Annotated in this window: 8 protein-coding genes, 5 tRNA genes, 1 rRNA gene, 1 pseudogene and 1 other annotated feature; of the genes and pseudogenes, 1 reads left to right on the forward strand and 14 read right to left on the reverse strand. The window is 26.8% G+C overall.

Features of this window, described 5'->3' with window-relative positions; genetic code table 11:
• Positions 1 to 11 precede the first annotated feature (11 nt).
• A complete protein-coding gene (locus tag EJL03_RS15190) occupies positions 12 to 899 on the forward strand; it encodes a phosphatidylserine decarboxylase (RefSeq protein WP_125154821.1) in 888 nt (295 codons plus the stop codon).
• Here the strand turns inward: EJL03_RS15190 and EJL03_RS15195 are convergent.
• The 14 genes and pseudogenes from EJL03_RS15195 to rrf form a co-directional block, all read right to left on the reverse strand.
• Positions 841 to 1,248, reverse strand: a pseudogene (locus EJL03_RS15195) (Ger(x)C family spore germination C-terminal domain-containing protein); the annotation flags it as partial. The gene EJL03_RS15190 and the pseudogene EJL03_RS15195 overlap by 59 nt on opposite strands.
• A gap of 183 nt (positions 1,249 to 1,431) precedes the next feature.
• Positions 1,432 to 1,508: transfer RNA gene (locus EJL03_RS15200), tRNA-Arg, on the reverse strand.
• A gap of 110 nt (positions 1,509 to 1,618) precedes the next feature.
• Positions 1,619 to 1,709: transfer RNA gene (locus tag EJL03_RS15205), tRNA-Ser, on the reverse strand.
• Between the two features lie 31 nt (positions 1,710 to 1,740).
• Positions 1,741 to 1,831 (reverse strand) — tRNA-Ser (locus EJL03_RS15210).
• Positions 1,832 to 1,979: 148 nt separating this feature from the next.
• Complete coding sequence (gene serS, locus EJL03_RS15215; RefSeq protein WP_125154823.1) at positions 1,980 to 3,260, reverse strand: serine--tRNA ligase; 1,281 nt, start codon at positions 3,258 to 3,260, stop codon at positions 1,980 to 1,982.
• Between the two features lie 67 nt (positions 3,261 to 3,327).
• Positions 3,328 to 3,523: a binding site (T-box leader), on the reverse strand.
• An 87-nt stretch (positions 3,524 to 3,610) separates the two neighbouring features.
• Positions 3,611 to 3,970, reverse strand: a complete 360-nt coding sequence (locus EJL03_RS15220; RefSeq protein WP_206427384.1) for a DUF1667 domain-containing protein — start codon at positions 3,968 to 3,970, stop codon at positions 3,611 to 3,613.
• A gap of 21 nt (positions 3,971 to 3,991) precedes the next feature.
• Positions 3,992 to 5,377 carry an NAD(P)/FAD-dependent oxidoreductase gene (locus EJL03_RS15225; RefSeq protein ID WP_125154824.1) on the reverse strand — a complete coding sequence of 462 codons (1,386 nt, stop codon included), beginning with the start codon at positions 5,375 to 5,377 and terminating at the stop codon, positions 3,992 to 3,994.
• Positions 5,378 to 5,483: 106 nt separating this feature from the next.
• On the reverse strand, positions 5,484 to 7,727 hold the full coding sequence (locus tag EJL03_RS15230) for a hybrid sensor histidine kinase/response regulator (RefSeq protein WP_164509120.1): 2,244 nt from the start codon (positions 7,725 to 7,727) through the stop codon (positions 5,484 to 5,486).
• 189 nt (positions 7,728 to 7,916) lie between these two features.
• Positions 7,917 to 10,622, reverse strand: coding sequence for a UPF0182 family protein (locus EJL03_RS15235; RefSeq protein WP_125154826.1), 2,706 nt, complete (start codon positions 10,620 to 10,622; stop codon positions 7,917 to 7,919).
• Positions 10,623 to 10,708: 86 nt separating this feature from the next.
• Positions 10,709 to 11,218 (reverse strand): transcription repressor NadR, encoded by a 510-nt coding sequence (locus tag EJL03_RS15240; RefSeq protein WP_125154827.1) that lies wholly within the window; start codon positions 11,216 to 11,218, stop codon positions 10,709 to 10,711.
• Positions 11,219 to 11,237: 19 nt separating this feature from the next.
• Complete coding sequence (locus EJL03_RS15245) at positions 11,238 to 11,747, reverse strand: HD domain-containing protein (protein WP_125154828.1); 510 nt, start codon at positions 11,745 to 11,747, stop codon at positions 11,238 to 11,240.
• A 115-nt stretch (positions 11,748 to 11,862) separates the two neighbouring features.
• Positions 11,863 to 11,938, reverse strand: a tRNA-Ala gene (locus tag EJL03_RS15250).
• Positions 11,939 to 11,943: 5 nt separating this feature from the next.
• Positions 11,944 to 12,020: transfer RNA gene (locus EJL03_RS15255), tRNA-Ile, on the reverse strand.
• Positions 12,021 to 12,027: 7 nt separating this feature from the next.
• A 5S ribosomal RNA gene (gene rrf, locus EJL03_RS15260) occupies positions 12,028 to 12,144 on the reverse strand.
• Positions 12,145 to 12,310 lie beyond the last annotated feature (166 nt).

Raw genomic sequence — 12,310 nt, forward strand, 5'->3', positions numbered from 1 at the left:
AGGAGGATCTTATGATTAAAATATATAATAGAAATACTAAAGAATATACAATAGAGAAGGTTTCTGGGGAAAAATATCTAAACTGGATATATTCTTCACCAGTGGGTATGTGTCTTTTAGAGCTTATGATTAAAAAAAAGTTTACTTCTTTTCTCTATGGCAAGTATTGTGATTCGAAATTAAGTTCTAAAAAAATACAAAGATTCGTAAATGAATTTGATATTAATATAGAAGAATCTTTAAAATCATCAAAAGAATTTCAGTCCTTTAATGACTTTTTTACAAGAAAATTAAAATCCACAGCAAGACCAATAAACTTAGATGAAAATATATTTATCTCTCCTGGTGATGGTAGACTTTTAGCCTATAATAATATAGATTTAAATAGCATAGTACAAATAAAGGGATTTAATTATAGCTTGATTGAATTAATAAACTCCAAAGATATAGCTGAAAAATTTAATAACGGTATATGTTTAATTTTAAGATTATGCCCTACTGACTACCACAGGTTTCATTTTGTAGACTCCGGTTTATGCGGAATAACAGAAAAAATTAATGGAGCTTATTATTCTGTTAATCCAGTAGCTCTAAATAAAATAGAAAACTTATTTTGTAAAAATAAAAGAGAATGGAGCTTATTTCATTCTGAGAATTTTAAAGATATTTTATATGTAGAGGTTGGCGCAACCTGCGTAGGGTCAATAATTCAAAGCTATACACCAAACAAAAAAGTAGAGAAAGGTTCTGAAAAAGGTTTTTTCAAATTTGGCGGTTCAACAGTAGTATTATTTTTAGAAAAAGATTCTGTAGAAATAGACAAAGACATTATAGATCAAACTAAACTTGGTTACGAAACAAAGGTACTTGTAGGAGAACGAATAGGATTAAAAAAATAAAAATATATGCTTTAAAGCATATATTTTTATTTTTAAAATTTCCCCTACCAGCCTTATCTAAATTTATTTTAAATTGAACATTTATTTTAGAATCACTAATAATTTCATCCCAATCTGCACCAGTTCTTCTCCAATATTTAACTGCTGCCACCTTACCTAATTGAAGTAAGTCTAGTTTATATTCATTTTGCATTTTTTCTATAAACTTGTCACTACTATTTCCCAATATAGTTCTCATATTATTTATAAATTTTCCCTCATTTTCTTTGTTGTGAAATACTGGATTTTTAGACTGATCATAATTTATATCAACATATATGTTAAATTTATTGCTATTTTTCTCACATTTTACTCTTCTGTTATACTCTCTTTATATTCTATATCTTGTAAATTTTCTTTTAAATATATCATAAGTGGTTTTTAAAATATCTTTCTCTACCATGCATCTATATAAATTGCAGCACCATTAGCGTAATAAATAATAAGTTATCATATATATATAAAACCTAGAAAGTATTTACTTTCTAGGTTTTGGTGCGTCGGGCAGGATTCGAACCCGCGGCCAACTGGTTCGTAGCCAGCTACTCTATCCAACTGAGCTACCGACGCATATTTAATATTAATATTTTAACATAAAATAAAATCAAAATCAATTGATAAATTATAAACATAAACTATTTATATAAATAAAAAAACATCCAGCTCAACTAGATGTTCTATGGCGGAGAAAGAGGGATTTGAACCCTCGTGCCGGTTACCCGACCTACGCCCTTAGCAGGGGCGCCTCTTCAGCCACTTGAGTATTTCTCCATGCCCTACAAATATATTATTATATAAAAAGTGGCGGAAAGAGTGGGATTCGAACCCACGGTACGGTCACCCGTACGCCGGTTTTCAAGACCGGTGCCTTAAACCAACTCGACCATCTTTCCATGCCTCATGACATGATTAATTATATCAAGCATTTAATTTCATGTCAACACTATTTTTTATTTTTTTATGTTTTTTTTATATTTTGTAGTAAGTTAAGGAAAAAAACAATTAATGTTTTATTTCCTTAACTTTATATTAATATATATCTTACTTTAAAACTTCTTTACCACCTAAATAAGGTCTTAAAACCTTAGGAACAACTATGCTTCCATCCTCTTGTTGGAAATTTTCAAGTATAGCTGCTACTGTTCTTCCAACTGCCACACCTGATCCGTTCAATGTATGCACAAATTGTGGCTTATCTTTTGGAGTATTTTTAAATTTAATATTAGCACGTCTTGCTTGAAAATCTTCAAAATTACTACAACTTGAGATCTCCACATATCTATTATAACTTGGCATCCAAACTTCAATATCATACTTTAACGCAGCAGTAAAGCCTAAATCTCCTTTACATATTCTAACTACTCTGTAAGGTAATTGAAGTCCTTGTAATACCTCCTCAGCATCATTTGTTAATTTTTCTAATTCTTCATAAGATTGTTCTGGTTTAGCAAACTTAACAAGTTCTACTTTATTGAACTGATGTTGCCTAACAAGTCCTCTAGTATCTCTTCCCGCTGAACCAGCTTCTGATCTAAAACAGGCACTGTATGCTACATGCTTTAGTGGAAGTTCTTCCCCATTGAGTATTTCATCTCTGTATAGATTTGTTACTGGTACTTCTGCTGTTGGAATTAAAAAGTAATCACAGTTAGCTACCTTAAAAGCATCTTCCTCAAATTTAGGAAGTTGACCTGTTCCTGTCATACTCTTTCTATTTACCATATAAGGAGGTAATATTTCAGTATAACCATGTTTATCTACATGAGTATCTAAAAAATAATTTATAACTGCTCTCTCAATTCTGGCCCCTAATCCTTTATAAAAAGTAAATCTTGATCCTGTAACCTTTCCCGCTCTTTCAAAATCCAAAATATTTAAATTTGTACCTAAATCCCAATGAGCTTTAGGATCAAATGTAAATTTAGTTGGTTCTGACCATTTTCTTATCTCAACATTATCCTCATCTGTCTCGCCATCTGGTACAGCTGGATTCGGTATATTAGGAATTCTTAACATAATATATTCAATTTCTTCATCTACTTTATTTAACTTTTCATCAAATTGTCTTATTTGCTCTGAAAGCTTTTTCATATCCCCCATAATTTGATCAACACTTTCACCAGCTTTTTTCAACTTTGGTATTTGTGATGATTCCTGATTTCTTTTATTTTTTAAATTCTCAACTTCTACTAAAATTTTTCTTCTATTTTCATCTAACTCTAATATTTTGTCAATAATTTTTACATCAAAATCTTCTCCTCTGTTTGCAAGAGCTGCCTTTATTTCTTCAGGATTGTTTCTTATTCTTTTTAAATCTAACATATATACCCTCCTAGTTTTAAAATTCATCTAATTTTTTATAAAAAAATAAAGAGCCTTTACTTCCCCTTAAAGGGACGAAAGACTCCGCGTTGCCACCCTAATTGATTAACTTAAGTTAATCCTCTTTATAAATTTAACGGTAATACCGTACTGCTCATCACAGTCCCTCCAAGGTGGATTCACAAAATAACCGGTATCAGCTTCCACCACCCACTGACTCTCTTTAACCTTTATCTTGTTACTGGCCTCTTCAACAGTTTATTTACAATATTAAATAATTAATATTAATTATATATACAATAATTAATAATGTCAACTTTATATATATTATATAATTTAAAGTATTATAATTATATTTTGTCTATATTTTTTACACATATAATATCCACACCGGTATTTAATAAATTATGACAAACTATATCCCCTATTTTTATTGGTGCTCCCACATGAAGCATGCTTAAAGCCTTTGAACATTCTACCCATAAACCTTTGTCTATAGGTTCGCTACTCTTCACAGGTATTACATTACAATTAGCACCCTTTATTCTTATTAATGTAGTAAAAATACCTTTATTATTTATTCTTTCCTCTTTTGCATAATCTAACCCATCTTCGCATTCATGTCCCTTAACTTCAAAATAATCATTATCCCAATCCATTGATATAATGCACTCTTTTTTACACCCTTTACATACAAATTCTTTAATCACCTGATAAAAAACCTCCATAAATTAATTGAATTCCTTAATTCTACTTCCTATTATTTTAGAATTCTTAGAGTCTTTTACTATATCTGTGAACTTCTTATTAGTTTCCCTAGCCAATATAGATACAATACTAGCAAAGCAATCAGAACCTTTGCAACCACCAAAAGTTACTCCAGTTCTCCTTTTAACTCCTTCTACAGTTCTAGCACCTAAAGGTCTTCTTATAGCATCTACTATTTCACCCTCTGTTACCTTTTGGCACCTGCATATAATACGTCCATATCTGTTATCCATTTTTATTATTTTATTTCTTTGTTCATTAGTTAAATCTCTAAATCTATAAAATTCTCTCCTTTTATTAATAAATTCTTTTTTAGGTAGACAACTTGTATTACTTACAATTGTTTCACATACTATTCTTGCAATGGATGGTGTCATAGTAATTTGTCCGTAATGCTTTCCTACAACTTTAATGTATCCCTTATCAATAAGACTTTCATCGATAATAATAGTATCTTTGTAAGAGGGCCATTTATAAAAAGCATTTATTTTATTTTCATCAATATTTCCTATTACTTTTGATATTTTTTTTAAAGTATCTGAATAACCTATATCATTGCTAGAATTTACTGCTGCAATCATGTTTCCCTGTACTGTGGGAACAGTATATATAAACTCATTATCCTCATTAAAAGTATTTAAAATATTATTAAATTCTACATTAAAGTCATTCTCTAATAAAAAATAACTTATATTACTCTTTTCAGTATATACTTTTTCTTTTGAATCTATAGTATAATTTTGACCTGGAGTAGTATTAATAACTATTTTACAGGTAAACTTATTCTTATTTGTAACTACCCTAAATCCCTTTGAAATTTGTTGTATATCAATTACTTCCTCTTCTAATTTAAATTTAACCCCATTATCAAAAGCTATTTCTCCATAAGCTATAGCTAAATCATATGGACATACAATTCCTGTATTTTTAGAATAAAGCGCTTTAGTAAGTTTTATATTCAAATTTGGCTCTAATTCATATATATCCTCACTATTTAAAATTTCTATATTATTTATTCCCCTATCTATAGCTCTATTATAAATTTTATATAAAACTTCCTCTTGCTTAACATTCTGTGCAATAAATAGTGAACCACATCTTTTAAAAGGCACATTAATTTGAGATGAAATATCATCAAACATTTTATTTCCCATCATTTCTAATTTTGACATTAATGTATTTTCACATTCTATTCCATCGTAAACAATTGAGGAATTAACTAAAGCAACATCATCTGCAATATCATAATCTTTTTCTATAAGAGCTATATTTAAACTGTACTTAGACAATTCATAAGCTACAGCACAGCCTATTATACCACCACCTAATATAAGTACATCATAATCCATATTATTCATTCCCTCCGGCAGTTAGTTTTTGTAATCTAGCATCCATCTATATTATAGTATCTTTTATGGTAGCGGTATATGTTATTAAAGATAATTTTCAAAAAATTTAATTTCTAGAATTGATTAAGTTCTTATAATTTACAAACATTTCCTCCAATTTTCCCTTATTTATTGGTTTATTAAGTATAAAATCTATATTTTTAACCATTTCTTTGCTAAAATTTCCTATCCAGCCTGTCATTAAACAGAAAAAAACCTTGTTATTAATTTTTTTAGCTATATCACAAACTTGTATACCATTCATGCCTGGCATTGAAAAATCACAAAGTATAATATCATAATTTCTTCTATTTAGTTCTTGCTCAATATTATTATTACCACAACTTTTAATTTTGCATTTAACAATAGATTTTATCATATCAGAAATTACACTTCTTATTTGTTGTTGGTCATCTATAATTAAAATGTTTCCATTAAATTCTATTTTGCCATAATGTATATTTTTCTTTACTTCAATAATATCATTACAAATAGGTAATTCTATATAAAAACTTGTCCCACTATTCTCCTCACTTTTAATACTTATTGTGCCTCCATGATATTGTATAATTTTATAAGATACACTTAGTCCTAAACCAGACCCTTTATTACCTTTTGTTGTAAAAAAAGGTTCGAAAGCTCTTTTTACTACATCTTCATTCATGCCGCTTCCATTGTCCTTTATTTCGATAACTACAGTCTTATCTTTATTTTTGGTATTTATCTCTATATTCCCTCCCTTAGTCATAGAGTCTATAGCGTTTCTCACTATATTTATAAATACCTCTCTTAATTCTGTAGCATTACCCTTAACTTTGGCTTGAGATTTTAATATAGAAATCATATTTATATTTATTCCTTTTAATGCACTTTCAGTAAGCCATTTATTTTTAGTCAAATCTATAGTATCTAATAATATATCATCTATATTAAAAATTTCTAACTTATTTTTATCATTATATTGCTTCGTAAATCTTTTAACTTTATTGGCTATATTCATACCATCATAAGCACATATCTCAATTATTTTAAGTTGTTTTATCATATTTTTATCTTGAATATCACTATCTTTTAAAAGTTGTATGGAACCTATTATTGGTGTAAGTATATTATTTATATCATGAGCAATTCCTGCAGCCATCTCACCCATAGCTCTAAGTTTTTCATTTTCTATTAGCTTATTATGTAGATTTAAAAATTTATTTTGTTCTTGAATTAAATAAAATGCAGTTCTACAAATAGATTCTATATATTCTACATCCTCTTTACTTATTTTTTTATTTTCTTCATATCGCCCAACCCATATAACACCTTTTATATTGCTATAATAGTCCACAGATACTCCAATGCAAGTATCAATTTTCAAACTTAAAAATATATCCCTTATATCCTGATTTTGTATATATTCAGGGTTTATAAACATACTAGAGCATTTTTCTAATATCTCTTTATTTATTAATTGTTGATACATTACCATTTTTTTATTATTCTTTATATAATATTTATGTTTTTTAGTTATTCCAAAACAACTGTTTAATCCTAATACATTTTCCTTATAATTTTCAGTACTATAAATTATACAAAAATCAACATCGCAAATATCCTTTATTTTATTTATTATAATGTTTTTAAAACCATCATTATCAATAGTTTTTGAAACATTAGAAAACATTTCATTGAATAAGACTAAATTACTATTTTGATACTTTAATTGATAGTTTGAGTTTAAAATCCAAAGAATATTACTTATTGATTCATTACACTTATAACATAACTCTTTATTTCTATCAAATATAACTAAATATTCAAATTTACTACAAAATATTTCTAGTAAATTAAAATTATAATCATGGTTATTAATATATATTAAATTAGTAACTTTGTAATTTGAATAAGAAAAAATATTTTCTACATATCTTATTAAATTTCTTAATTTACCGGTTTTTCTAGCTAAATTTTTAAAATCCCATAATATATTTATTTTTTCATCAGTTTTAGCCGTATGATTTAGTATTTCTAATAGTTCCTCTGAATTTAAATTAAAATTTACAGGATCATAAAGTTTTATTTGAAGTGTATTATTTTTTAATCCGGTTACAATTATATTTGAAGAGTGATTATATAATTTTTGTAAATCTTTATATAAGATATCGTCTGTGAAAATTATTAACTTCTCATTTTTATGTAAAGATTTAGATATATATTCTTTTATAAAGTTAGGAAAATTATTAAAATTTAACAGTTCTGTACTTATACATAATATTTTTTTAGCCTTATCGCATTCTATTACCCTTTTATATGTATAGTCCATAACATACCTCACACACATGAATTATAAAAATAACATTCGACATACTTTTTTAAATTCCTTTTATTGTTTATAAAAAATTCAAAAAAATAAGTATTATGTGAAATACTTATTTTTTTTCATTTTAATAACTAACATACTAATTAGTTACTGTATTGTGAATCTATAAATCAGTTTACAGATTCACTTTTATTATTTATTAATACTATTTAATATTTCACCTAATTTTTTAATATACTCTCCGTATTTTGACCAATCCCCAGATTTTTGAGACTCTATAGCTTTATTGTACAAATCTCTTGCATCCTTTAAAAATTTATTTGTCTCTTCATCCTTAGTAGAGTTTACAGAAGAATTTTTATTATTTTCTTTACCATTGTAACTAAACAACTGTTTTAACGCTCCATCTATATTTTCTGATAATATTATTTTATCTCCATAAGATAATACTATTCTTTTTACTTCTGGAGCACTACTTTTACCGCTGGCTCTTAAGTACATAGACTCTATATATAATAGTGAATTATTTATAGGTACTATTATAGTATCTCCAAACTTAACTTCAGAACCTCCTGTATTCCAAAGTGAAAGTTCTTTAGATATAATAGGGTCCTGTTTTAATTTTTGTTTGAAAAAATACGGGCTATATATAGTTTTATAAGATGGCAATTTGTACATTATCAACTTACCATAATTTTTCCCATCCATTCTAGCACCTAGTATAGACGACATGGTATTTCTTTCTTTCATATTGAAATACTCTAAAACCACCATTTCCTCTTTATTTTCACCTTGCATTTTCATAACTACATAAGGTGCCTCATCAATAGATTTATCTGTATTAACAGATTTTTGATTTTTAGATACTTCCCATAAATCGTCCCCATTTAAAAATGCCATTGGATCTATCATATGATATTTTTCTAGAACTTTACATTGTAATTTAAAAATATCTTCTGGGTATTTAAAATGTTCTTTTATACCTGGCGGTACATCACTTGAATCTTTAAATAATTTCGGATATATCTTTGAATAACTTAGTATTATTGGATCATTTTTATCAACTATATAAAAATCTATATCACCATCGACAGCATCTATAACAACTTTTACTGAATTTCTTATATAATTAACATCATTATACTTTTCAGCATAAGGATATTTATCAGTAGTTGTGTACCCATCAATAATCCAATATAATCTATCATTATCTATAACAACATATGGATCTTCATCATAAGTTAAAAATGGTGCTACTTTTTTTGCTCTATCAACTATATTTCTATTTATAAGAATTCTACTATCCTTAGTTATATCTCTAGATAATAGGAAGTTTAAATTATTCTCTTTAATTGAAAATAATACTTTATTTATAAAACTCATTTTTATACCGGATTTTCCATCATATTCATTTATCTTGTTGTCTCCACCTTTTGGATAATCAAACTCTTTTAAAGCAGTATTAACTATAGCATAATTATTTGTTTTTTCTCCAAAATAAATTCTAGGATTTTTTAATGATATATCAATATTGTTTTCTGATGGTATATCCTTTATAACAAAATCAGGTTGACCTTCTTGCGTTACAGAGTTTACTTTACTTACAGCAACTCCATATCCATGTGTATATATTAAATGTCTATTTTGCCATGTATCAGGTTCTATATTTTCTAAATTCAATTCTCTTGGTGATATAAACACCTGATTATATTTGCCTTTTATTTTATATCTGTCTATATCCATATCATTAAATATATAATAAGGTCTAATTGTTTGATATTGATTATAAAATTCCAATGCTGGTTCAAAAGCATTAATTCTTATATTATTTATGGTTTCTTTATTATTTTTTATATCCTCTAATTTAAGATCATTTTTGACATCAAAATTTATTTCTTTTATATTGTCTATATTAAAAGCTTTACGAGTATAATCTATATTATACTTTATATACTCTTCTTCTAATTTCTTTTGATTAGATTTAACCACAAAGTTTTCAACCAATAGCGAAGCTACATTTTCTCCTACTATAAGTATTGCTATTAATGAAATTGATATTATTATAGGTTTTACTTTTGACTTTATAACACTTATAAATACAATGATGGATGAAACTATTGATATTAAAATAATTATTTTATAAAAAATTATACTAACATGTATATCTGTATAACTTGCTCCAAATGCCACTCCTCTAGGACTATATACAAGATTCCATGCCTTAATTAAAAAACCTAATGATAACATTAATAGTATCATCGCTGATATTATTGCTAATTGCTTACCTGCAAACTTACTAATATCACTTCTTATTTCTTTAACATCAGTAAAAACTCCTTTAAATCCTGCATAATCAATTTTATCCTTAGCTATAAATATAAAATACATTACAATAGTTATAATTATTAAAAAACCTAATAATGTCATAATGCCACTATATATTGACTCTATAAGTGGTAGCTTAAAAACATAAAATGAAATATCTTTATAAAAAATAGGGTCTTTAATATTAAAAGGAACTGAATTGTTAAACTTAAGTATATTATACCAGTAACTGTATGAAAAAACACATGATAAAATTAAAGACATTACAGTATTAGCTACAAAAAATATTTTTTTACCCTTATCATATTTTATAAACCTATCGTTTTTATTACTTCTATAATTATAAATACTTTTTTTAAGACTATTATAATATAGTAATATGCATATAAAACAGATAAAAAACGTTGGAATAAATAATTTTATAATAGCAATCATCTTTGTAAAATATATTGACAAGTAAGAAACTTCTTTAAACCATTGTACATTTATTATAAAATTAGATATTTTACTTAAAGAAATAATTATTAATAATATTAATGATGCTATAATAAATATTGGCCATTTTTTTTTCAAAGAAAATTCACCTCTTTTTTAATATTTAAATATATTTATGAATAATTATAATATTTAATCAATTCATTGAATAATACTGTATAAAATTATTCCTCAATCAAATAACCCTTTGTTTTTAACTCACTTATTATATTTTCCATATCTTCCTTTCTTTCAGTAAGTATTGTATGCAAATGAACACCATTGGTTAGTACTAATAATGGTTCAGCCTTATCTTTGTGTATTTTCATTATAAAATTCTCAATATCATATAAAGTTTTTATCATCAACATAGCTTTAATTTCACCATATATCACATGTTCTACTATTACATCCTCTATAACTCCACCATATTTTACTATAGTTTTTAATTCATCCTCTATTCTATTAGAATTATGAGTTACAGCAATAATTTTTGAATTTAAATTATTTTTATTTATCATATACCCATCGGGAGTTGCTATTATATTTTCACCCTTTGCCCTTAATATTGCTATGTCCTTTACTATAACTTGTCTAGTAATATTAAATTTTTTAGCAAATTCTTGACCTTTTAGTGGTTTATCACTTTCCTGTAACATTTTTATTATATAATTTCTTCTATCTATAGAGTTCACTTTTCTCATCCCCTTTTACCTAGTTTATATTATCACACATTCTTAGTATATTTAACTCTATATTATCTTCTATATCTAAATTATGATGATTTCTAACAAGATATAAAAATTCAGGGTCATATCCTTTTCCTTTTAATAAATTATATCCCCTTTCAGCATGATTATAATAAATATTAATTTTTTTTATACCATCTAATTTTTTCAATCTTCCTTTAGATAAAATATCAAATATAACTAAAACTGATTTATCTATAGCATTAAGTTTACAATAAATTTTACCTATATCATGTAAAAGTGATACTTTTACCAATCTATTAAGGTTAATTTTACCTTTGTATTTATTTAAATAAATACTTTGAACACCATAAGCTACCCTCACACTATGCTTTTGTTCATGATCAGATAATTTCTTGAATAGTTTAAGTTCAGTTTTATTCAAATATTTTTCTATAAAAATTTTATCATGTATATCCATTTTATCAGTTATACATAAATAAAACTGTTTTACTCTATAATTAGGTTTTAACATACTTATCTTCTCCCAATATATGTTTCTTTCTTCCATTTTAATATATTAGTTTGTTAATGTGTATTAATAATTTGTAAACGAAAAAAAGTTCATGGTTATTTCCATGAACTTTGTATGGTGGAGATAAGGAGATTCGAACTCCTGACCCCCTGCTTGCAAGGCAGGTGCTCTCCCAACTGAGCTATACCCCCATATATGGTGGACCTTCAGGGACTCGAACCCCGGACCTACCGGTTATGAGCCGGTTGCTCTAACCAACTGAGCTAAAGATCCATGACTTACCTGGCGACGACCTACTCTCCCACAAGGCCTCCCTTGCAGTACCATCGGCGCTTTGAAGCTTAACCTTCGTGTTCGGTATGGGAACGGGTGTTACCTTCAAGCCATAATCACCAGATACTGATTTACAGAAATCTTCGATTTCACTTTAAATCATTACTCCTCAGTTTCCTGAGTGAGTTATCTTTGAAAGAACTTATTCTTTCAAAATTGCACAAAGTAATATTTATTAGATCAAGCCCTCGACCTATTAGTATCAGTCAGCTGAATACATTGCTGTACTT

Origin of the sequence: Clostridium rectalis, assembly GCF_900626095.1 — a bacterium.
In the GTDB taxonomy this organism is placed as follows: domain Bacteria; phylum Bacillota; class Clostridia; order Clostridiales; family Clostridiaceae; genus Clostridium_AS; species Clostridium_AS rectalis.

What these genes read in the sequence shown, in the direction of transcription:
- EJL03_RS15230 (WP_164509120.1), bottom strand. Translation starts at nt 7,727, where the DNA reads ATGGACTATACATATAAAAGGGTAATAGAATGCGATAAGGCTAAAAAA.
- EJL03_RS15225 (WP_125154824.1), bottom strand. Translation starts at nt 5,377, where the DNA reads ATGGATTATGATGTACTTATATTAGGTGGTGGTATAATAGGCTGTGCT.
- EJL03_RS15245 (WP_125154828.1), bottom strand. Translation starts at nt 11,747, where the DNA reads ATGTTAAAACCTAATTATAGAGTAAAACAGTTTTATTTATGTATAACT.
- serS (WP_125154823.1), bottom strand. Translation starts at nt 3,260, where the DNA reads ATGTTAGATTTAAAAAGAATAAGAAACAATCCTGAAGAAATAAAGGCA.
- EJL03_RS15190 (WP_125154821.1), top strand. Translation starts at nt 12, where the DNA reads ATGATTAAAATATATAATAGAAATACTAAAGAATATACAATAGAGAAG.